This window comes from Capilliphycus salinus ALCB114379, from assembly GCF_047276495.1.
In the GTDB taxonomy this organism is placed as follows: domain Bacteria; phylum Cyanobacteriota; class Cyanobacteriia; order Cyanobacteriales; family Microcoleaceae; genus Capilliphycus; species Capilliphycus salinus.
On the sequence record NZ_CP178543.1, the window covers coordinates 6,141,464 to 6,164,874 of the forward strand.

General features: G+C 43.2%; 11 protein-coding genes. 6 read left to right on the forward strand and 5 right to left on the reverse strand.

What is annotated here, in order from left to right; translation table 11 throughout:
• Positions 1-71 precede the first annotated feature (71 nt).
• Entirely contained in the window at positions 72-2,468 is a 2,397-nt protein-coding gene (gene ppsA / locus ACL6C3_RS24785; RefSeq protein WP_413162099.1) for a phosphoenolpyruvate synthase, read from the forward strand.
• A gap of 692 nt (positions 2,469-3,160) precedes the next feature.
• Here the strand turns inward: ppsA and ACL6C3_RS24790 are convergent.
• From ACL6C3_RS24790 to ACL6C3_RS24800, 3 genes are all read right to left on the reverse strand, one after another.
• Positions 3,161-7,306 carry an AAA-like domain-containing protein gene (locus ACL6C3_RS24790; protein WP_413162102.1) on the reverse strand — a complete coding sequence of 1,382 codons (4,146 nt, stop codon included), beginning with the start codon at positions 7,304-7,306 and terminating at the stop codon, positions 3,161-3,163.
• A gap of 471 nt (positions 7,307-7,777) precedes the next feature.
• Complete coding sequence (locus tag ACL6C3_RS24795) at positions 7,778-8,791, reverse strand: clostripain-related cysteine peptidase (protein ID WP_413162105.1); 1,014 nt, start codon at positions 8,789-8,791, stop codon at positions 7,778-7,780.
• Positions 8,792-9,487: 696 nt separating this feature from the next.
• On the reverse strand, positions 9,488-12,529 hold the full coding sequence (locus ACL6C3_RS24800; RefSeq protein ID WP_413162106.1) for a plasmid replication protein, CyRepA1 family: 3,042 nt from the start codon (positions 12,527-12,529) through the stop codon (positions 9,488-9,490).
• 109 nt (positions 12,530-12,638) lie between these two features.
• On the opposite strand from ACL6C3_RS24800, the gene ACL6C3_RS24805 reads away from it, so the two are divergent.
• The 3 genes from ACL6C3_RS24805 (at position 12,639) to ACL6C3_RS24815 (ending at position 17,101) form a co-directional block, all read left to right on the forward strand.
• On the forward strand, positions 12,639-13,712 hold the full coding sequence (locus tag ACL6C3_RS24805) for an endonuclease/exonuclease/phosphatase family protein (protein WP_413162109.1): 1,074 nt from the start codon (positions 12,639-12,641) through the stop codon (positions 13,710-13,712).
• Positions 13,713-13,742: 30 nt separating this feature from the next.
• Positions 13,743-15,848 (forward strand): M3 family metallopeptidase, encoded by a 2,106-nt coding sequence (locus ACL6C3_RS24810; protein ID WP_413162111.1) that lies wholly within the window; start codon positions 13,743-13,745, stop codon positions 15,846-15,848.
• Positions 15,849-16,204: 356 nt separating this feature from the next.
• Complete coding sequence (locus ACL6C3_RS24815; RefSeq protein ID WP_413162113.1) at positions 16,205-17,101, forward strand: AEC family transporter; 897 nt, start codon at positions 16,205-16,207, stop codon at positions 17,099-17,101.
• 393 nt (positions 17,102-17,494) lie between these two features.
• Here the strand turns inward: ACL6C3_RS24815 and ACL6C3_RS24820 are convergent, their stop codons facing one another.
• Both ACL6C3_RS24820 and ACL6C3_RS24825 read right to left on the reverse strand, forming a co-directional pair.
• Positions 17,495-18,055 (reverse strand): manganese efflux pump, encoded by a 561-nt coding sequence (locus ACL6C3_RS24820; RefSeq protein ID WP_413162116.1) that lies wholly within the window; start codon positions 18,053-18,055, stop codon positions 17,495-17,497.
• Between the two features lie 218 nt (positions 18,056-18,273).
• Positions 18,274-19,041 (reverse strand): hypothetical protein, encoded by a 768-nt coding sequence (locus tag ACL6C3_RS24825; RefSeq protein WP_413162118.1) that lies wholly within the window; start codon positions 19,039-19,041, stop codon positions 18,274-18,276.
• A 102-nt stretch (positions 19,042-19,143) separates the two neighbouring features.
• On the opposite strand from ACL6C3_RS24825, the gene ACL6C3_RS24830 reads away from it, so the two are divergent.
• Both ACL6C3_RS24830 and ACL6C3_RS24835 read left to right on the forward strand, forming a co-directional pair.
• Positions 19,144-21,924 (forward strand): CHAT domain-containing tetratricopeptide repeat protein, encoded by a 2,781-nt coding sequence (locus ACL6C3_RS24830; RefSeq protein WP_413162121.1) that lies wholly within the window; start codon positions 19,144-19,146, stop codon positions 21,922-21,924.
• Between the two features lie 536 nt (positions 21,925-22,460).
• Positions 22,461-23,324, forward strand: a complete 864-nt coding sequence (locus tag ACL6C3_RS24835; RefSeq protein WP_413162122.1) for a sulfotransferase family protein — start codon at positions 22,461-22,463, stop codon at positions 23,322-23,324.
• Positions 23,325-23,411 lie beyond the last annotated feature (87 nt).

Here is a 23,411-nt window from a genome sequence, read left to right on the forward strand (position 1 = left end):
AATTTTTTCAGACGACTCTTGAATGAGATTTGTCATAATTAAACAAAATAGTTAAAACCCAGGATAAAAAAATGACAACCACTCCGGAAAACTCCTATATTCGTTGGTTTGAAACCATTGGCGTTAATGATGTTCCCATTGTGGGCGGGAAAAATGCTTCTTTGGGAGAGATGGTCAAGTCACTCAAATCTAAAGGGATTCGAGTCCCCGATGGGTTTGCGATTACCGCTCAAACTTACTGGCAATTTGTAGAGGCTAACAATCTTCAATCTAAAATTCTGTATCAAATAGAACAGTTTCAAAAGGGAGAAATTCCCTTAGAAAAAGCGGGAAAAACCATTCGCCGTTTGTTAGTTCGATCCCGGTTTCCCGATGAAATTGCCGAGGCAATTCGCGAAGGTTATCGCCAACTTTCCGACCGCTATAACGTCGAAGAAGTTGACGTGGCGGTTCGCAGCAGTGCCACCGCCGAAGATTTACCCGATGCCAGTTTTGCCGGACAGCAAGAAACCTATCTTAATATTACCGGAACTGAGGAAGTTTTGGAAGCTTGCCGCAAATGTTATGCGTCTTTATTTACGGATCGGGCGATTAGTTATCGGGAAACAAAAGGCTACAATCATATGGATGTTGCCCTATCTATTGTCATCCAAAAAATGGTGCGATCGGATAAGGCGGGTTCTGGGGTGATGTTTTCAATTGACCCGGAAACGGGTTTTCCCAATGATATTTTAATTACTTCCGCTTGGGGTTTGGGTGAATTGGTGGTTCAAGGTTCGGTAACTCCCGATCAATATCGGGTATTTAAACCGCTGTTGAAAGAACCGAATTTTAAACCGATTATTGAGAAAAGTTTGGGCAATAAACAGGAAAAAATGATCTATGCGATCGGCACGACTAAAACCACGCGCAACGTGCCGACTTCTCTTTATGAATTACAGTCGTTTGTGTTGGATGATGATGAGGTTTTACAGCTTGCAAAATGGGCGACGGTGATTGAAGATCACTATAAATGTCCGATGGATATTGAATGGGCAAAAGATGGCGATACCGGCGAATTATACGTGGTTCAAGCCCGCCCCGAAACGGTACAATCTCAAAAACAGGCGGGTACTTTAAAAACTTATTCTTTGACTCAACAAAGCGATCGCTTATTGGTGGGGTTGAGTGTTGGGGATGCTATAGCCAGCGGAAAGGTTTGTTTAATTCGTAATGTTACTGATATTGAAAAGTTTGTCGAGGGAACAATTTTGGTAACAGAAATGACCGATCCCGATTGGGTTCCGATTATGAAAAAAGCGGCGGGAATTGTTACCGATCACGGCGGAAGAACTTGTCACGCCGCTATTATCAGTCGGGAATTAGGAATTCCGGCAATTGTTGGCACCGGAAAAGCAACGGAACTGTTAGAAGCCGGACAAGAAGTGACCGTTTCTTGTGCCGAAGGTGAGGAAGGATATATTTATAAAGGGCTGTTAGAATTCGAGTCAAAAGAAGTAAGTTTGTTGGATGTTCCGCCGACAAAAACTAAGATTATGATGAATATTGGTAGCCCTTCTGCGGCGTTTCGCTGGTGGCAATTACCCGCCGATGGAATTGGGTTAGCCCGGATGGAGTTTTTGATTAATAATATCATTAAAATTCACCCGATGGCGTTGATTCATTTTGATAAAATTAGCAATTATTCCATTCGCCACGAAATCTCACAGATGACGCACGGCTACGAAGATAAAACCGATTATTTTGTCGATTTATTATCGCGTGGAATTGCAAAAATTGCCGCTTCTCAACATCCCAAACCTGTAATTGTGCGGATGAGCGATTTTAAAACTAACGAATATGCGGACTTAATTGGCGGTCAACAATTTGAAAAGGTAGAAGCAAATCCGATGTTGGGTTTTCGGGGCGCTTCTCGGTATTATAGCGATCGCTATCGGGAAGGGTTTGCGTTAGAATGCAAGGCGATCAAGTACGTGCGAGAAGTGATCGGGATGGATAATGTGATTATTATGATTCCCTTTTGTCGCACGTTAAAAGAGGCGGATCGGGTGTTGGAAGTGTTAGAAAGTAATGGGTTAAAACGGGGAGAAAAGGGGTTACAGGTTTATGTGATGTGTGAACTTCCTTCTAATGTTGAATTAGCCGATGAGTTTGCTAAACGGTTTGATGGGTTTTCCATTGGAAGTAATGATTTGACGCAGTTGGTGTTGGGAGTTGATCGGGATTCTGGCGATTTGGCGGATTTATTTGATGAACGGGATTTGGCGGTTAAACGGATGATTCAACGGTTAATTAAAACCGCCCAAGCAGCCAATCGAAAAGTCGGTATTTGCGGTCAGGCGCCAAGCGATCACCCCGATTTTGCCGATTTTTTAGTTGAAGCGGGAATTGATTCGATTTCGTTGAATCCTGACAGTATTGTTAAGGTGAAAAAACGGGTTGCTGAAGTCGAAAGCAAAATGATTTAACCTCAACATTTGGGTGGGTGACAGCCAAAAATTGATCCACAAGTCAAAAACCCGGTTTATTCGAGAAACCGGGTTTTTTAGTAACACCCACCAAACAATTGAAGTGAGGTCAACAAATATCATTTAAAGGTTAGTGGGAAAAGGTGTCCCGTCAGGGACTATTTATTAATTGATCGGGATTGGGAAAAAGGTCAACGCAACCCCCTCAACACCTCATCGGTCAACGGATTTTCACCCTTTTTCAGAGACTCTATCCAACCTTTTCGCTGTGCTTTATTCTCCTCATTATTCGTCAATTCATTGAGATCCCCCCGCGAACGCCACCCCCCTTATTAAGGGGGGAAGGGGGGGATCAACCCTAACGCAACCCTTCCAACACCTCATCGGTAAACGGATTTTCACCCTTTTTCAGAGACTCTATCCAACCTTTTCGTTGTGCTTTATTCTCCTCATCATTCGTCAATTCATTGAGATCCCCCCGCGAACGCCACCCCCCTTATTAAGGGGGGAAGGGGGGGATCAACCCTAACGCAACCCCCTCAACACCTCATCGGTAAACGGATTTTCACCTTTTTTCAGAGACTCTATCCAACCTTTTCGCCGTGCTTTATCCTCCTCATCATTCGTCAATTCATTGAGATCCCCCCGCGAACGCCACCCCCCTTATTAAGGGGGGAAGGGGGGGATCAACCCTAACGCAACCCTTCCAACACCTCATCGGTAAACGGATTTTTACCCTTTTTCAGAGACTCTATCCAACCTTTTCGTTGTGCTTTATCCTCCTCATCATTCGTCCATTCAACGAACTTTTCAAAATCCTTAATCGCCCCCTCAAAATCACCCGTTAACGCCCTGGCAACACCCCGACTATTGATAAAACGTTCATCTTTAGGCGTGAGTTTAACGGCATTTTCACAGGCAAACATCACCTTCTCAGCTTGTTTATTCAGGCTACCATTCCAACAGAGTGTATTCCAAGAACTAGCAGAAATTTCATTAGCATCTAATTTTTGAGCCTTTTCAAACTGAGCTAATGCCTCATCTATTTTACCCTTTTCTGCTAAATCCCTTCCTTCCGAAATCGAAGCGATCGCATTGGCTTTATTCTCCGGGTTAAACGTTAAACTGGGGTCAAATTCTAACGCCGTTTGAAACGCTAAAATTGCTTCATCAACTTTATCATTCCATGCCAACGACTCTCCTCTTTCGACTAAAATTTTTGCCGAACTTAAACTAAAGTTAGGGTCAAGTTTAACGGCCTGTTTAAACCGATCAACCACATCTTTAATATCATCGTCTTCTGCTGACTGTTCGCCCTGCAAAAACCAAGCCGTTGCCGAAGCTTCTACCCCACAAAGACGTCGGTCTTCTTCGGTGACATTGGGGTTATTTTTCAGGTAGTCACTCACCACTGTACAACCTTCTGCGATCAGGTCATCCAGATGAACGTTCCACAGTTTCACCGTCTTGTCACTACTCGCGGAGGCAATCAATTCCCCATTCGGGCTGAATGCCACAGCGTTGACAGAACTCTCATGCCCCTCCAAAGTCTTCACCAATGTGCCATCGGGCTTCCACAGTTTCACCGTCTTGTCAAAACTCGCGGAGGCAATCATTTCCCCGTCTCTGCTGAATGCCACAGCGTTGACCCTATCCTCATGCCCCTGCAAAGTCTTCACCAAGATGCCCTCGGGCTTCCACAGTTTCACGGTGTTGTCAAAACTCGCGGAGGCAATCATATCCCCATTCGGGCTGAATGCCACAGCGTAGACAGTATTCTCATGCCCCTCCAAAGTCTTCACCAATGTGCCATCGGGCTTCCACAGTTTCACGGTGTTGTCAAAACTCGCGGAGGCAATCATTTCCCCGTCTCTGCTGAATGCCACAGCGTTGACCCTATCCTCATGCCCCTGCAAAGTCTTCACCAAGATGCCCTCGGGCTTCCACAGTTTCACGGTGTTGTCAAAACTCGCGGAGGCAATCATTTCCCCGTCTCTGCTGAATGCCACACCGAAGACCTCATTCTCATGCCCCTCCAAAGTCTTCACCAAGATGCCCTCGGGCTTCCACAGTTTCACCGTGTTGTCAAAACTCGCGGAGGCAATCATTTCCCCGTCTCTGCTGAATGCCACACCGAAGACCTCATTCTCATGCCCCTCCAAAGTCTTCACCAAGATGCCCTCGGGCTTCCACAGTTTCACCGTCTTGTCAACACTCGCGGAGGCAATCATTTCCCCGTCTCTGCTGAATGCCACACCGAAGACCTCATTCTCATGCCCCTCCAAAGTCTTCACCAATGTGCCATCGGGCTTCCACAGTTTCACCGTCTTGTCAAAACTCGCGGAGGCAATCATTTCCCCGTCTCTGCTGAATGCCACAGCGTTGACCCTATCCTCATGCCCCTGCAAAGTCTTCACCAAAGTGCCATCGGGCTTCCACAGTTTCACGGTGTTGTCAAAACTCGCGGAGGCAATCATATCCCCGTCTCTGCTGAATGCCACACCATTGACATCATACCGATGCCCCGGCAAAGTCTTCACCAAAGTGCCATCGGGCTTCCACAGTTTCACCGTCTTGTCATCACTCGCGGAGGCAATCATTTCCCCGTCTCTGCTGAATGCCACAGCGTTGACCCTATCCTCATGCCCCTCCAAAGTCTTCACCAAAGTGCCATCGGGCTTCCACAGTTTCACCGTCTTGTCATCACTCGCGGAGGCAATCATTTCCCCATTCGGGCTGAATGCCACACCGAAGACCTCATTCTCATGCCCCTCCAAAGTCTTCACCAATGTGCCATCGGGCTTCCACAGTTTCACCGTCTTGTCAAAACTCGCGGAGGCAATCATATCCCCATTCGGGCTGAATGCCACACCGAAGACCCCACTCTCATGCCCCACGAAAGTCTTCACCAAAGTGCCATCGGGCTTCCACAGTTTCACCGTCTTGTCAACACTCGCGGAGGCAATCATTTCCCCATTCGGGCTGAATGCCACACCCCAGACCCAATCCTCATGCCCCACGAAAGTCTTCACCAAAGTGCCATCGGGCTTCCACAGTTTCACCGTCTTGTCATCACTCGCAGAGGCAATCATATCCCCATTCGGGCTGAATGCCACACCCCAGACCCAATCCTCATGCCCGTTAATGCTATTCTGCTCTTGGGATCGGTCGAGAACTTCGTGAAAGACATTCATCACCGCCTCCTCTGTATTCTCTTTTGACCAGAGAGAAGTCGGTACTTTTTTCAACTCTTGGCTTGCTTTCAGTGCTTCTACAATTGATTTAAGTCCTTGCTTAGAGGAGAGTAATTCCTTTGCGATCGCACTGGTGAGACGAGCTTCTGCTAAGTTGAGATCGTTATGTGCTTGTTTTAAATTTTCATGGGCTTGTTTTAAATAAAGACCCGCGATCGCCGAAGATAAACCCAATATTCCTATCGAAATCAAAACCGAAATAATAGTGGCACGTTTTTTGGCTTTCGTTAAAACATCATTAGCTTGTTTTAAAATCTCATTGGCTTGTTTTTCTGCGGCCAATGTCGCCTGAATTTCACGTTTATCCAGTTGTTCGCTGGCCGCCAAATACTGATAATCTTGGTCGCTCAAACTTTTTCCCGTTGCCCAGGTTTTCGCCTCGGTTAACGCTTCCCCTTTCAACAACCGGGACTCATCGGTTCGACCGGATTTTTCCCAAGCGTTAATGGCTGAGGCGTAGGGTCGCAATTTTGCCAGTTGTTCTTCTACCCAATTTGAGTTAAAAACCGCCCGATAAACCGAGTTATAAACCCGCAATTTCCCCCCGCTTTGCACCACCAACCCCGTCAGTCTCAATATCATTTGTTCCGGGCTATTATCGGCGGGAATTTCTTTGTTTTGCAGGATTTGTTGATAGAGTCCTAATAAACGTCCGGTGCGTTTTTCTTCCGCTTTCAACAGGCGATCGCGCAGCGTCCTCAAATGTTCGGGATTATCCTGATATTCCCACTGATTAATAATTTTTTCCCGCACCAATTCCGCCACCCAGTCCGCCTCATTTCCCGGCGTTATTTCGGTTGAAGATTCCCGAATCAATTTACAAACTTTCTGGGTTAAAAAGGGCTGTCCGTTCGTCCAATATAACACCGCTTCTAACACCGCTTGGGGATTTTCAGTTAATGAAATAAACCCATTTTTGAGCGGTTCGGCTTCGTGAAGTTGAAAGCCGTCGAGTTCGATCGCGTGACCAATATTAAAAGGGGTTCGTCGTTGGTCTTGTATTAAATCGGCGGGTGTTGTTACCCCCAATAACGCAAAGGTTAGACGTTTATAAATCGGTTCGTCGGCGCGTTTGTTGTAGCAGTCTCGAATAACGGCAAAAAAGTCATCAATATTAAACGGTAAGCTGAGAATACTATCAATTTCGTCAATAAAAATAACAATATTTTGAGAAACCCGTTCTAAAAGTTGATCGCTAAAAAATTTACTAAATCTGCGGATAATAGACAGAGAATTGAGACTTTCCCACCATTCCTCTAAATCAAAGATTTCGTAGAGGTCTAAACTATCTATTATCGCATCTATCACGCTCAAATACCACTGTTCCGGCGTAATATCTAACGTTCCTATTCCGGTAATATCGATCGACACACAAGCAACATCTTCGCTTTGGAGTCGCTGCATTGTCCGCACTCTTAAGCTAGATTTCCCCATCTGACGACAGTTAAAAACGTAGCAAAAATCACCCGCTTTGAGTCTCTCATAAAAGCGTTCATCGGCTTGTCTTTTTACATAGGTTGGGGCGTCTGGGGGTAGACTCCCACCCACCTGGTAGCTAAAATTAGACTTAGATGAATCGCTCATTATTCACTGAATTAACACTCTAAAAAAACTTCTGACATCCCGACTTCCGACCTCTGACTTCATAACCCCCGCCCCTACATGACGACTGACATCACGACTTCTGACCTCACGACTTCCGACTTCTGACCTCACGACTGGGTTCTCGATTCGTTAACGATTTTATCACGTTCGATGAATTAACGCTCTAAAAAAATGTTGAAGACTGTTTGATTGAAAGAGAAAGGATTATTTTGAGTTGGAATTAGGAATCCCAACTCGCCCCATAAGCTGGAATTTTTCGCTCTAAGCACGCCTTGACGACTGCCCAGTCCCCATCATAAAGTTGAGTCTTTAACTGATGTTTGTGCGGGGAGAAAACCTATCCTTTTGGCTAGGTACAAGCTAAACTATTAATGAACTCAACTTCTGAGAGTTTCTCATCAAAACCATTGGAAACTCTCAAGATCCCCCTCGGTTAGCAACGCCAATCTATTAAATATTAAACAGTTTTCGGTACAAGTTAACCCAATCGACTTCTCGATATAAAGCCAACGAACTGTAACGAGAAATATCTTCGGAAGTTTCTGGAAAATATAAACCCAAACCCCGCAATTTTTCGGAGTTAGCACGATTGAGAAAGCGACGACCATAAAATTCTCCACCTGTTTTGTAATGGGAAATAACCGATGACTGTAGAAACTCAGTAAATTGAGTAAACTCATCGCTCGCTTGACTATTCCTACTAGAAAGGTAATCCAGTAAACCGAGCGCATCGCAATGTCGTTTATTAGAATAAGTATAGGTTGAAAATTCGGGTTGTTCAATTGTGGGTAAACGGGTGTTAAGAATCAACTGAACCAATGGCGAAAGTTTTTCTGGAATTTGTCTGACCGCTTGGTTATCGACCAAAGTCAGTGTATGATACATATCCGCCCGTTCGGAATTCATAATAGAAATAGCGGCTTCACGTCCATCTACAGAAGGTTCTTTTAAGCGACTGAGGAAACCTTCGTAATAGTAATTCGGTGCGCCCAGATTAAGCTGAGAGGCGAGGGTATATCGGGCGCAATTTCGAGCTTCATAGACGACTTCTAGGGTAGCTTTATTACAATTTTGAAAGAACAGCAATTCCACCCGTCCGTCGGTAGCCCGATTAAAAGAGCTAACGGCTTGGGCGAACTGGTCAACTCCCATCCAAGTTCTTGTTTGCCAATTCCCACCGCCATCGTCGGGGCTAATTTCATTAATTTTACCACCGTGACCAACAACAATAACAGCCCAGTGTTCTGCCGTAATTGTTTGATGCGACCAATCTAAATAAGCTGAAAAAGTAGAGACATCGCTACTGTCTTGTTCTAATAATTCTATCTCATGTATTGTTCCATTTTTAAGCAGACGGCGACGCATTTTTGTATCACTCCAATAGTCTGATTGAACGACAACCAGAGTTTCACTGTCCCGTGTTCCGCTCGTGAGCATTTCAAGAATTGGCTCACCAAAACGCATGACTTCATTATCCTATGGCATCCAATACAAAACAACCCAATTATGATGGACTTTGATTGGAGAAGATTTAGAACTTGAAGCAGAGGCAAAATCTTGTCCGAAAATCCTCATAAAACAAGCCAAACTAATTGCTACATGGCAGAACTGTCTTCGTTTCATACTCCTCAAATACGGCAAAACAAAACTTTAAATGACAAACAAAAAAAATAGCCCCAACCGAAGCTGAGACTTTTATTAAAATTGACCACAGAAAACTCAAGCTTTAAACAAATCACACACAGAAAACATTGAACACAGGAGAATTGACCACAGGAAACTTAAATGATGTTCTTGAGAGAAACGTTTAAGATCTTTTCAGAAAATTTCTGAAATTTTAGCTCTCAAGGTTAACACCTATATGCCCTAAAAAATCAATCCATTCAGCAATTTATCGAGAGCCGCTCCCTTCTCTTGGAGGTCTTCGGTATTGCTATTTATTATCATTGCATTTTATTTGAAAGTTGTCAGTGGTTTTACTGAAGTTTTACACAGGCTTTACAAATTACGGCTATTTTTAAAGGTTTATCCTCTCAAAAATCCGGTTAATCCTGTGAGTAATATCCTCTAGATCACTTGCTGAATACCAGACGAACAGTTTACCCATAAACCCACTTTTTCAACCACTCTCTGTATTGCTCCTGTAATTTTCATATTATCTTAGAATTGCAAACAGAGTTGTGTAAATTCTGATTCGACGGGGTTAAGTTTTGCGATCGCATCTCTGGATTTTTCTGCTTGGAGGGGTAACTGTCCCGGAGATTGATCTTCAAACGCCAGCCATTTTTGAAACACTTCTAAGCGATTGTCGTCGGGTTCAACGACGCGATAAACCCGAATTCGCTTTTTCTGATAGGATTCTAACCGCAAACATTCTAACCCATATCCTATTTTATCAAGAAATCGTCTAATCACCACAATCGGAGTCGAATTCTTCGCCAAACCAATCCCGGTAATTGATTTGATCGCTAACCGATCTCGCAGGGCAATTTCTGTTACGTTTTGTAAATCCGGGTCGGTATTTTTTAACTCTCGTTGGGGATGTTGAATTAAAGCGGGAATTCCCACTAATTCCAGAATTCCAATCATCGCCCCCAGTTGGGAACGGTTAAAATCGGGAACAAATATATTCCCCTGACCCCGTTCAATGAACTGATAAGCGATCGCCGCATCTCGATGACCTAAATAAGGACGACCAACGGTTAGAAAATAATGGATTCTAAGTTGATCATACCATCCTTTATCATCTTTTTCAATCAAATCGCCGGTCACGGGAATTCCATATTTTAAGTTTAACTCATATTTGCGCTGAGAACGCCGTTCTGCTGCGGTTTTGACCAATTTTTTTTGGAGGTCGTGATATTGGCGATCGCCAATAATTTTGGCTTGAGAAATCGCCTGACATTCGGCTTGGTAGTTTTGATCGCGGACTGCGGAAATCATCTCCGATAAACTCGGACGGGCTGAATTTTTAGGTTCGGTATTTTTAGCGCCATTTGAGGATTTATTGAGTGAAGAACTCTTTTCTAAAGACACCTGAAAAATTTGATGACCTTCGGCTTCTAAAGCGGCTAAAATCGACTCTCGATAGCGACTCATCGCCGCATTAAACCGCACCGCCATTTTTCCCCAACAGAGTAAAGATTCGGCTTGAAATCCCATTTCCAAATCATCCAAACCCGCAAAATCCGATTGTTGCAGTAGACGAATATTCAAACGAGTTAAACGATGATTACAACTAAGTAAACTCGCCAGAGAAATCGAACCATTTCCCACCTGATTAAACCCGTGACTCGCCACCCACAAATAACGGGGTAAATTTTCCCTAATTCGCCCCAAAGCTTGACGCACAGAATTTTCGCCTTGAATGCCTTGAGCAATACCCCAAACTGAGGTAAAATGGTGTTTGATATCTATACTGACTCCGGTTTCCAGACAGGGCGAAGCTAAAACAATATCGTAGTTTTTTAGAATAGAATTAAGTTCGGAAATACACCCGTAAGCGGGATGAGTCGGATCGGCGAGAGATTCCGAATCAATTCGCATAATTTTTTGGTCTGGGAATTGGGTTTTTAAATAGGTTTCTAGGGTGCGAGTTCCCCACTGACTGGCTAATTTTTGCGCCGACAAAAACACAAACGGTTTACCGCCTTTAGCAATATGTTCTTCTAAATCTTTAACCAGTTGTTTCGGCGTATTTCCGCTATAACTATAAACAGACCAAGCATCTTTTGTTTGGGGTTTCCATTCGTTGTGAATAATAAAAGGCGTTTGTTCGACTCCGGCTAAAGAGAGAAGATAATCAATCGAAATATCGCTTAAATCTGCATCCGCAACCACAACTTTACCCCGTCCTCCGATAACATTTTGCATCAGAGTTTTGAGAGATTGCAAAATAGAAACCCGTTGGTGGCGACAGGTATCAGAATTTAATCCGTGCCATAAAACTTGTTCAATTTCATCAATAATTACCACCCCATCCGACCAATTTTCAGCGTTAAAATTCGCACGGGAACCGGGATGGAGAGAATCAATACAAAGACCGTAGCCGGGATTTTGTTCTCGGGGGAAATTTGCTTCGGTTTCCTGTAGATATTTTAACCCAAAACGCTGACACAAAGCTTCAACTAAACGAATGCGATGACCGATGACTAACACCCATTTTCCCTGTTGTTTCGCCCGTTGAACGATATCTTGAATCAATTGGGTTTTACCCGTTCCTTTCGGAGATTTTATCCCGATTAATTGGGCTGTTTCAGGAATTTCTAGATTTGATAAATACCGCTGATTCACTTGAATATCAGCCGGATAAGTCAGACGATTAAACGATAGCGCCCGCCAATTTTCTAAAGAAATAGCGGTTTCATAAGCCCGCTCAAAAGCCGCTTGAGATTGGGTTAAAATTAAATCATCAACCCCTTTCCCCAGTTGAGAATTCCAAGTCACAACTTTAACCAAACATCCCTGTTTACCGAGTAAATAACCCGTTTGTTTAATCGCAGTATTAACGGCTTTTATCGTGTTGGGTTTGCTATCTTGATCGAAAACAATATAAACTTCTCGCTTGGGTGTCGCTAATTTTTCTAACTGGGGAATTAAACGAGAAATTCCTTTCCGTTTTCCCCAATCATTTCTGGGTACGCGATAGCCTCCGTGAATACCCGGAAGGGCGATGGCGACATATCCCGCAGTTAATAACGCGCCGGCTTTTTTGGCGCCTTCGGTAATACATAAAGGAATTTGAGGATGAACAAGCACCCACTCCCAAAACCCCAGATCGCTTTGATCGGGTTTAATATCTTTTTCAGAAAGAGTTAAATGATAACGTTGGGCGATGCGTTCCCAGATGGGTTTAGAGACTCTTAACGCAAAAATTCCGGTGGGAGTTTGGGGGGGATGTTCATATTTAATAATTTTGTTATGTTCGCCAATAATACGCGGATGAACGGGTTTAAAACAGCCCCAGACGTCATCTTTTCCGGTGAGAATATCAATCCCGGAACACCACCAACCGCCATCGTAGAGGTGTTGATAACGGTTGAGAATGCGATCGCTAATTCGACCATCATTTCGTCGGGGTAAGGTCTCAGAATAGAGGAGATAATCAAATGGACGGTAGCCTTCTAAGGGGGTAACATTGAGTTGAGTCAGTTGTTCGTCAACGCAGCTTGCGTTCCACTCGATCAGATGATTCACAGCCATTAGGGGAATTGGAATTCAACAGGGATTAACCATCATACACTACATCTAGGGTTTTGGCTATCAAATTTGATAAAGCCACGCTAAATCTATTTGAGCGGAGATAATTTTTATGTCTGTTTTTCGGGTTTATTCATCATTCTCTCCAATATTTCAGCGATTAACTCAAGGATTTGTTTACACTTATGCTGGTTTTTTGCTGGTTTATTTTCTACTCAGATTCCTGTTTTGGGATGAATTTTGGGTGGTGGGTTTTGTGAGTACCTTTATCCCCTGGATTTTATTCCCTTTACTGATCTTACCTCCGTTGAGTTTTGTAATAATTAAACAGCGAAAATTAACGATTTTATCGAGTTTAGCTTGTTTATTACTGATCGGTTGGTTACATCAAAACTATGCCTCTCCCAATCCCAGTACAATCAACTCCAATCCAATCAAAGTTTTATGTTTAAACAACAGTTGGAACAAAACATCACCGGAAACATTAGTTGAACTGCTTTTAAATCGAACTCCCGATCTCGTTTTCTTGCAAGAAGTAACTGAAATCCATGAACAAGAAGCTTTTCCTCAGTTAATAGAGGCTTATCCTTACCAATTTTCATCACCTCGAACAACAATTTTAAGTAAGTTTCCTCTCCGGGAGACTCAAACCATTCACTTAGCCGAACATTCGGAATTTCAGCAGCGGGCAATTGCCAAGATTAACGAACAAGAAATAACGCTTTATAATATTCAAACCATTTCACCTTGGATTCGCTTTCACCAGATTTTACCCTTTTTAAAAATCCCCTTTTATGATTATCGCGAACGTTCTGAAGAAATCATCGATTTAGTCAAAAGACTACAGAAAGAAACAAACCCTGTAATTGTAGCAGGTGACTTTAATCTCAGCGACCAAACTCAAGATTATTATCGATTGCGGCAAGTTTTACGGGATGCTTTTCGAGAGTCTGGATGGGGTTTAGGTTTAACCTGGCCTCAAGGTTGGCCGCTCAATTTTCTGATTAAAAATTCGACTCAAACTCTTGATTATCCCCTGTTTCGGATTGATTATATTTGGTATTCTCCAGATGGGGAGTCTAAAATGACAAAGGTGTTGGCTTCGACGGGTTCGGATCATTTGCCGGTGGAGACTCAAGTTTATTTTCGGCTATTTGCTGCACTAAACCCCCAGAAATTGGTATAACAAATGAATGACCCCTACAGGAAAATAGGAATGATTGCAAATACAGCAACCGCAGACAGACCATTACTTCGAGGAAAAGGACTCCCTCCGTTTGAGATGATCGAACCGGATGCGGTGGTTCCCGAGATGACGCAATTATTAGAAGAACTTGATGCCGAACTTGCAAGTTTAGAAGCGAATGTACAGCCGACTTGGGAAGGTTTGGTTGAACCGTTGCAACTTTTGCAGGAGCGTTTAACCTGGAGTTGGGGAATTGTTAATCATTTGATGGGCGTAAAAAATAGCCCGGAACTGCGAAAAGCACACGAAAGCGTTCAGCCAAAAGTTGTGCAGTTTATTAACAAATTCAACCAAAGTCAAGCGATTTATAAAGCGTTTAAAGCCTTGCGAGAATCTTCCGAATGGGAGAATTTAGACTCGGCTCAAAAGCGAATTGTAGAAGCGGCAATTCGAGATGCTGAACTTTCTGGGGTGGGTTTTGAAGGCGAAAAACGGGATCGTTTTAATGCGATTCAATTGGAATTAGCCGAACTTTCGACTAAGTTTTCCAATCATGTTTTAGATGCGACAAAAGCCTTTAGTTTGACTTTAACCGAACCGGAAGAAGTCGAAGGTTTACCCCCCAGTTTGCTCAGTTTGGCGGCTCAAGCGGCCCGTTCGGAAGGGATGGAATCAGCCACCGCAGAACAAGGTCCCTGGCGAATTACATTAGATTTTCCCAGTTTCGGCCCCTTCTTAAAATTTAGCAAGCGGCGAGATTTGCGCGAACAAGTTTATAAGGCTTATATGAGTCGCGCTTCTAGCGGAGAATTGAATAATTTTCCCTTAATTGAACGGATTTTAGAATTGCGTCAAGAAAAGGCAAAATTACTCGGTTTTGAAAGTTATGCTGAGTTAAGTTTAGCCAGCAAAATGGCGCCGAGTGTGGAAGCGGTGGAGGCGTTATCTGAAGAATTGCGGGTCGTTAGTTATGATGCGGCTTTGAAAGATTTTGAGGAACTAAAAGCCTTTGCAGCGTCCAAAGGAGCGCCGGAAGCCGAGGATTTAAAACATTGGGATATTAGCTTTTGGGCCGAACGTCAGCGAGAAGAAAAGTTTGCCTTTACCGATGAAGAATTGCGCCCTTATTTTCCCTTGCCTCAAGTGTTAGAAGGGTTGTTTGGTTTGGTCAAACGGATTTTTGGAATTACGATTATTTCGGCCGACGGTGAAGCCCCGGTTTGGCACAAAGATGTCCGTTATTTCCAAGTGTCTGATGACGCCGGAAATCCCATCGCTTATTTTTATTTAGATGCCTACAGTCGTCCGGCAGAAAAACGGGGCGGCGCTTGGATGGATGAGTGTATTACTCGCAGCAAAATTACCGAAAATGGTGCTTTTACTGTTCGTTTACCTGTGGCTTATTTGCAGTGCAATCAAACGCCACCGGTTGATGATAAACCGAGTTTAATGACGTTTAGTGAGGTAGAAACGTTATTCCATGAATTTGGTCACGGTTTACAACATATGTTAACCACCGTTGATTATGCGGGGGCTGCGGGGATTAATAATGTTGAATGGGATGCGGTAGAATTGCCAAGCCAATTTATGGAAAATTGGTGTTATGATCGCTCGACTTTGTTCGGGATGGCAAAGCATTATCAAACCGGAGAATCTTTACCCGAACATTATTATCAAAAGTTGCTGGCAGCCCGCACTTATATGAGCGGTACGGGTATGTTAAGGCAGCTTCATTTTGGATTAATTGATTTGGAATTGCACCACCGTTATCAACCGGGAGGAAAGGAAACGGTTATTGAGGTCAGAAACCGCATTGCTGAAAATACAACCGTGTTAAAACCTTTACCCGAAGATGCGTTTTTGTGTGCTTTTGGGCATATTTTCTCGGGCGGTTATGCGGCAGGTTACTACAGTTATAAATGGGCGGAAGTTCTCAGTGCCGATGCGTTTTCTGCTTTTGAAGAAGCGGGTTTAGAAGATGAAATCGCAGTCGCGGATATTGGGAAACGTTTCCGAGAAACTGTGTTAGCTTTGGGCGGAAGTTTGCACCCAATGGAAGTTTTTAAATCCTTCCGAGGACGCGAACCGAGTACCCAACCTTTATTGGTTCATAGCGGTTTAGTTCCTGCGGCATAATTGCGTTAAATTTGTTTAGGGGCGTTCATCAAGAACGTCTCTAAATCTTATTAGCCTGAACAATTTAGACCGGGATGCAGCAGATGTTTTATCCCCCTAAATCTCCTGTAATAATCCCCCTAAATCCCCCTTGAAAAGGGGGACTTTATCCCCCTAAATCTCCCTTAAAAAGCAGGACTTTCAATCATTTCCCCTTCTTTTCCCCTTCTTTTCCCCTTCTTTTCCCCTTCTTTTCCCCCCGATCATCGGGGGGCTAGGGGGGATCGCGAGGGGGGCTAGGGGGGATTTAAAAGAGATACTAGGGGGGATAAGTATCAAAAGCAAACATAATAGTATTTCATATAATCTCTATATTTATGATTGTTATTCTCTCTTCAATTTTACCTGTAGCTTGTATTGTTTTGATTGGGTTTATTATCGGAAAAAAGCTAAATCTCGATATATCTACCCTTTCTCGCCTGAGTTTGTACGTGTTATATCCCGCTTTAATTATTGATAATCTCTACAAAACCACCCTGAGCGGTGAAAGTGCGTTCGCCATTACGGTTGGATTTTTAATTACCTTTGTTATTTTAGGTATTATAGCATGGCAACTCAGCAATTATTGGCAATTTTCAACCGATTTAAAAAAAAGTTTAATCACCACAACCGCTTTACCCAACGTCGGAAATTTGGGGCTTCCGGTGACTTTATTTGCTTTGGGAGAGGCGGGACTGGAACGGGCAATTGTGTACTTAATTGCTTGGAACATCGTTGTTTTAACAACAGTTCCCGCTTTTTTACAAAGTGGGGGTTTTCGTTCTTCGATTCAATTCATGCTGAAACTTCCCCTCACTTGGGCGGTGACTTTTGGCGTGTGTTTGCGAGTGTTTAATGTTCAGCTTCCCTTTAAGTTAGACGAAGGATTAAACCTGTTAGCAAATGGGGCAATTCCCCTGGCTTTATTAATGTTAGGTTTGCAAATAGCCAATAATCGATTATCCGTCAATTTATACGAAGTGGGAGCCAGTTTTTTAAGACTTATGGGCGGTGCGGCGATTGCGTTTATCGTCGGTAAACTGTTGGGTTTAGAAGATTTGGATTTAAAAGTTTTGATCTTGCAGAGTTCAATGCCAACCGCAATTACAGCCTTTTTAATGGTGAACGAATTTGGCGGCGATGCGGTTCAAACGGCGCGAGTTGTTGTGGTTTCAACCCTGCTTGCTTTTATCACCTTACCGGGGGTTTTATTCGCCCTCCAAACCTTTATTTAGTTGTTCCGATAATGCTGTAGGGGCGGGTTCCTAACCAATTTAGACTTCCCACAGACAATCATAATAAACCCGTCCATTCTTAGCCTAAATTGCTCTTTACTAAAAATCAACACATATAAATAGAATCAAAAACCCGGTTTCTGTTATAAACCGGGTTTTTGGGGTGTAGTAAGTTCGTTGTTGCGCTTTAGCACAAAGTCAAAAAAATAATTAAAAAAAAAAATAAGATTGGGAAAAATAAAAACCCGGTAACTAACCGCGAAACCGGGTTTTTGGGGTGTAGTAAGTTCGTTGTTGCGCGGAGAGTGCCAAATCAAACCTATAATTTCCGATGGAAAATTATGTGTGAATAAGAAGGGCTAAAGCCCAACAACAAGCCCAACAACAAAGGTTTTAAAATTCACCGGAGAGATTAAACCCTCCCAAAATAATTAATAACAATCCCGCAATTAATCCCAATTCAATCCCCAAAGGTTTGTGAGTGAACTGTTTCCCAAACCAATAACCCCCGCCAATGGTTAACAAACTCGAACAAAAACTAAAAAAACTGGTTAAAATTACATCAAATTTAGCAATACCCGCCCCGACACCCGTTCCTAAATTTGTGATAGTTAAAGCAAAACCTAATAAAATTGCGGTTTTTAAATTCAGTCTATTTATAGAATTTTGAGAAGTCAATTCTTCGGTTTCGTTTGAGTCTGAAGCGAGCGTTTGCCCAATACTAACCAGACCAATTATAATTAAAATTAAGCTGCCGATATAACCCGCCAAACTGTCGGGTAAATACTGACGAATTTGATCGCCAAGATGAATCGAAATCCAAGTGCTTAAACCCGAAAGAATTGCAATGGCAAAGTTAGCAGAAGTCGGAACAATCCAGTTTCGCAGTCCGTAACTCATTCCCACTGCTAAATTATCAAGATTGGTGGAAAGCGACAAAACAATAGAACTCAAAACAGACTCAAATAAATTCATATTTTAGACGACTAATACGATGTCAGATTGATTAACTTTATTATCAGAATGGGGCGGGTTCATCTCAGTTACCAGTGATTACAGTTAATAACGGTTTACAGTTTTTGCAGTTATTGGTTATCAATATTCACTGTTCACTGTAATCAACCCGCCCCAACATAATGATAATTGATTAATTGTACAGGATCTAATTCCACTTAGAAAGGCGAACCCGGAATCGAAGGTCTGGGAACCGACGGCACCGGAGGAGTAGGAACATTCGGAGTAGGAATTCCATTCGCAGAACAACTAAAACTAGACGGAACAATGCGCTGACAAATTGCTTGTAAAGCACCTTCTGGCGTGATGGGAATATTAAAACCAGAAAACAGTTCTCCAGCTAAAATTAAAGCCAATTCTTCGGGAGTAATATCCTGAATATCTCCGAGAATACCCGGTAAAACCCCTATTTTTTGACCTTCCCTCAAAATCACCGGAACCGCACCTTCTTCTTGAGAAATTACTTCAACTTCTCCCTCCAAAACTTTAATATTTCCGGTCCCATCTTCGTTGGTTTCCATAATATAAAGTGTACCTTTTACCCCAACAGAAAACCCTCCAATACAACCATTTGCAGGCCCACTAACGACCACTTGACCTTGTTGAATATCAATACATTGACCAACAGTAACCCGAGAATTTGTTCCAATGCGTCCGGCGGCGCCGTTATTAAATTCTAACCCCGCACGGGAATTTTCGGTGTGAATCAGTTGACCCAAATTCGCTCGGTCTTCAAGTTTTGCTTGCTGTTCTTCGATGAAGACTTCTTCTCCATCTAAAATTTCTTGAACGGTAGCCAAATCAATTTGAGCAAAAGCGGGAGGATTAAACAGTCCGAACCCCACAGCAAAAGATACAGCGGATAGCAGGCTTAAAATGGTTTTTGGGGAACGATAGTGATTGACAATCGAATTTAATGGCATCATCTGGTTTAGTGGTTAAAATTGAGAAAGGAGATAAAGAAGCGCAAATCAAAGGTTGAGGTTAACACCCTCAAGATTGTCATAAAAACTATTTTAAGATAAACCATGACCTGCGAACAAAAACAAAACAAAATCTTGAATAGGTGGTTTTACGGAATACTTCAAGTTACTTTTCTACTGAGCCTTCTGTTATCAGGAAAAATTCCGCCCGTCGCCTCCGATGAACCGGTGAACCCCTCCAACGTTTGGGATAGGGAATTGACCGAAAAAATGATACTGGCGGCGAACCCTAAAAATCCGGCACAAGAAGCCTTAAAAGCGGGTTTAAATCACTATCGCCAGGGAACGGGTGCGGCTTTACGCCTAGCCATTGAACAGTTAGAAATTGCTTTAAAACTGTGGCGAGAACAGGGCGATTTTACTCAAGAAGCAACCACGTTACAATTTTTGGGGTTAATTCATTCTGATTTGGGAGAATATCAAGCCGCTTTAAATTATTATCGTCAGGTTTTACAATTACTTCCTGAATTGTCTCAACCGGAGTATTGGGAAGCGCCGATTTTAGAACTTTCGGCTGAGGTTTATTTCAGATGGGGCGAATATCAAAAAGCCTTAGAAGCCTATGAAAAAGCTTACAGTCTCCGCCAACAAATTGGCATAGAATCCGCACAAGCCGCCACGTTAAATAGTATCGGTTTGGTGTATTATGATTTGGGAGAATTAGACCGGGCGTTAAAGTATTATCAACAGGCGCAGTCGCTCTTACAACGTTCCGAAAATTCCGGTGATTTAAAAACTACAGCTTTGATTTTAAATAATATTGGTCAGGTTTATTCCGAACAAGGAGAATTAGAAAAAGCCAAAGAAACCTACGAGCAAGCGTTGAATTATTGGAGAGCATTACCGAGCCAATCTGATATCAGAAATATTCGCGGACAAGCCGCAACTTTGAACAACAAAGGTTATATTTTTGCCCAATCTAATCAACTTCAAATCGCCCAACAAACTTACAATGAAGCCTTACCCCTCTGGCAAAAAATCGGAGACCGCACCCGAGAAGCCAGTACGTTAAATAATCTCTGTTATGTGGATTTTAAACAGGGAAATTTAGCCCAAGCTTTAGAAATTTGTACTCAATCTCTACAAATTAGACAAACGGTAGGAGATAAAAGCAAAGAACCGCTTAGTTTGTATTATATCGCTCAAATTCAACGGGAACAAGGTCAGTTAGAAGCCGCAGTTCAAACTATAGAAACGGCGTTAGAAATCATTGAAGATTTGCGAACAAAAGTTGATCGCCAAGATTTAAGAACCTCCTTTTTTGCATCAAAACAAGAATATTATCAGTTTTATATTGACTTGTTAATGCAACTGCACAAACAAAATCCCGAAAAGGGTTTTGACGGGTTAGCTTTGCAAGCCAGCGAACGCGCCAAAGCCAGAAGTTTATTAGAAATATTAGCCGAGTCTGGGGGAGAAGTTACCTCGGGAATTGACCCCAAATTATTAGAAGAAAAGAAACAACTGCAACAACAACTCAGCGCCTTAGAACAGTTGCGAGTTCGGTTACTCAGCGGCGAACATACGGAAGAACAAAGAATAACAATTAACGGCGAAATTGATAATTTACTGCAACAATATCGAACGTTACTATCAGAAATTCGCGCCACCAGTCCCCATTATGCGGCGCTAACTCAACCCCAACCGTTAACCTTGGGAGAAATTCAACAACAAATTCTCGACTCCGAAACCGTTTTATTAGAATATTCCCTCGGAGAAAACCGCAGTTATTTATGGGTGGTCACGCCAAATTCCATAGAAAGTTATGAACTCCCCGGACGAGAAGAAATCGAAACAAAAGTAACCGCATTTCGAGATTCTTTTTTACTTCCCAACCAACGCATTCGCCGAACCCTCGCGGAAAACGCCGGAAAAGAACTGGCGGAGATGATATTACCCGAATCAGAAAAACTCAGTCAAAAACGGTTATTAATTGTCGCCGATGGAGTCTTACAATATGTACCGTTTAACGCCTTACCAACCCCCGGAACATTAATCTTAGAAGAAGACTGGACGCCATTAATTGTGAGCCACGAAATTGTCACCCTTCCTTCTGCTTCTACTTTAGCAGTTTTACGTCAAGAAATCAAGGGAAGAACACCCGCACCCAAAGCCTTGGCAATAGTCGCCGATCCGGTTTTTAGCTATCAGGATGAACGGGTAAAAAATGTAGCTCCAGAAAAGGCAAAATCCTTATCGCCCGAGTTAGAACGTTCGGCGAGAGAGTCGGGGGTTTTATTTGACCGTTTACCCTTTACCGAAAAAGAAGCCGAACGAATTTTAGACCTCATTCCAACGGTTAATAGTACCAAACAATTTGGGTTTTCAGCCCGCCGAGAATTTGTCACCAGCCAACAAATGAGTCAATATCGAATACTTCATTTTGCAACACACGGTTTACTCAATAGCGAAACCCCCGAACTTTCGGGTTTGGTCTTATCTCTGGTCGATAAAACGGGCGAACCGTTAAACGGTTTTCTGCGTTTATACGATATTTTTAACCTGAATTTATCGGCAGAGTTAGCCGTTTTAAGTGCCTGCGAAACCGGATTGGGAGAAAATATCAAAGGCGAAGGTTTGGTGGGGTTAACGAGGGGATTTATGTATGCGGGAGCGCCCCGAGTTGTTGTCAGTTTGTGGAAAGTTGATGACCAAGCAACCTCCGAATTAATGGTGAAATTTTATCAACGAATGCTGCAACAAAACCTATCCCCCGTCGCGGCGTTGCGAGTTGCTCAAATTGATATGTGGCAACAAAATAAATGGTCATCTCCCTACTTTTGGGCGGCGTTTACGCTACAAGGAGAATGGCAACCGCCCCAATAAACCCCAATTAAACTGTTAATTTTATTGATAGTTATTGATAGCGATCGCCAACTTATCCGTAAATTTACTGAGTGGTTAGCCGATAGAGATAGAATCTCAATTCTGTAATTCTACTGTGGACTTTGCTTGAGAGGTTGCTGTATAAATGAAATAGAGCAAAAAATTCTATCCTTAGGAAGATGACAACTTCCTGGTGCATCGATAACAAGACGGGCATCTGAAGCCATCTGTAGAGTAGCTCACTACGAAGCTGTACGAAGCTATGACGAATCCTCAAATGTCTGGAGTCTGCAAAAGCCCACACATTTGAATTTCCTCACAAAAGGCTAACGCATTTCCTCAGACTCTCATTTAAAAGATTTACTATCAGGGTCAAATTAACCTGTCTAACTTCTTTAGGAATTATCCGAAAGAGGTCAACCTTTAGTGTGCAAAAAAGTTCGATTTTACATGAAAAAACTAATAGTTTTACTTGCGTTAGTTTTCCGGAAAAAAGACAGTTTTCAACGTTTTATGAAATGGAGTTAGCAAGCCCTATGCTTCTATCAACCGACGCTAATTCCATCGCCAAAAATATTATCTATGTTACGGGTTTGCCCCGTTCCGGTTCGACTCTAACCTGCCAACTTCTCGGAGAACACCCCGACATTTACAGTCCCGGTTACAGTTCTCCGCTACTGACGGCAATTAGAAGTTTGCAAACCCAACTCAGCGATAACGAATTTCTACTCTCCCAACTCGATAACGATTTTGATGTCGTCTACCAACGCCTTCTCAATGCCTATCGGGGGTTTATCAACGGTTGGTTTGCTGAAACTGAAAAAAATTGGGTGGTTGACAAACATCGGGGCTGGCTGAATGCTATCGACTTGGCGCTTCACCTCGACCCAAACTGCCGGATGGTGGCCTGCGTGCGGGAACTGGGGCAGGTCTACGGTTCCATCGAAGCCCAACACCAAAAAACCCTGCTGCTGGACTTTCCCGACGACCTGGCGGGGCTGTCCCGCTACGGACGGGCTGAGCGCCTGTTTGCCTCGGAAGGGGTCATTGGCGGGCCGTTAAAAGCCTTGGAAGGGGTTCGGGACTTGCCCGAGTCCAAACAAAAGCGGGTGTATTACATCGTGTTCGAGCATCTGGTCAGCGAACCGGTTGCGGCGATGCGGGAACTGTTCACCTGGTTGGGGCTGCCGGACTACGAAATCGACCCCAACGCCCTGTCGGTGAAGTCCCTCGACAGCGATAGTTACTACCGTTACAAATACCTTCACAAAACCGGGTCGCGCATTGTTCCGCCAACTCCCCACGAAATTTCCCCCCGCATTCAGCAGCAGTTGCAGGTCAACTATCGCTGGTTTTACGAAGTATTTTATCCGGGTCAGTTGCCAATAGTTGAAAGCTGACATCGGGTGATTTTTGGCTGCGTCTTTTTTATGTTCAGTTTCCATCAATTGTTGTGTCTCAGTCGTAAATTTTAGCAAGGAAAAAAA

Coding starts and splice junctions, on each gene's coding strand:
- ACL6C3_RS24830 (WP_413162121.1), top strand. CDS start 19,144: ATGACCTGCGAACAAAAACAAAACAAAATCTTGAATAGGTGGTTTTAC.
- ACL6C3_RS24810 (WP_413162111.1), top strand. CDS start 13,743: ATGATTGCAAATACAGCAACCGCAGACAGACCATTACTTCGAGGAAAA.
- ACL6C3_RS24795 (WP_413162105.1), bottom strand. CDS start 8,791: ATGCGTTTTGGTGAGCCAATTCTTGAAATGCTCACGAGCGGAACACGG.
- ACL6C3_RS24815 (WP_413162113.1), top strand. CDS start 16,205: ATGATTGTTATTCTCTCTTCAATTTTACCTGTAGCTTGTATTGTTTTG.
- ACL6C3_RS24825 (WP_413162118.1), bottom strand. CDS start 19,041: ATGATGCCATTAAATTCGATTGTCAATCACTATCGTTCCCCAAAAACC.
- ACL6C3_RS24800 (WP_413162106.1), bottom strand. CDS start 12,529: ATGGCTGTGAATCATCTGATCGAGTGGAACGCAAGCTGCGTTGACGAA.
- ACL6C3_RS24790 (WP_413162102.1), bottom strand. CDS start 7,306: ATGAGCGATTCATCTAAGTCTAATTTTAGCTACCAGGTGGGTGGGAGT.
- ppsA (WP_413162099.1), top strand. CDS start 72: ATGACAACCACTCCGGAAAACTCCTATATTCGTTGGTTTGAAACCATT.
- ACL6C3_RS24835 (WP_413162122.1), top strand. CDS start 22,461: ATGCTTCTATCAACCGACGCTAATTCCATCGCCAAAAATATTATCTAT.
- ACL6C3_RS24805 (WP_413162109.1), top strand. CDS start 12,639: ATGTCTGTTTTTCGGGTTTATTCATCATTCTCTCCAATATTTCAGCGA.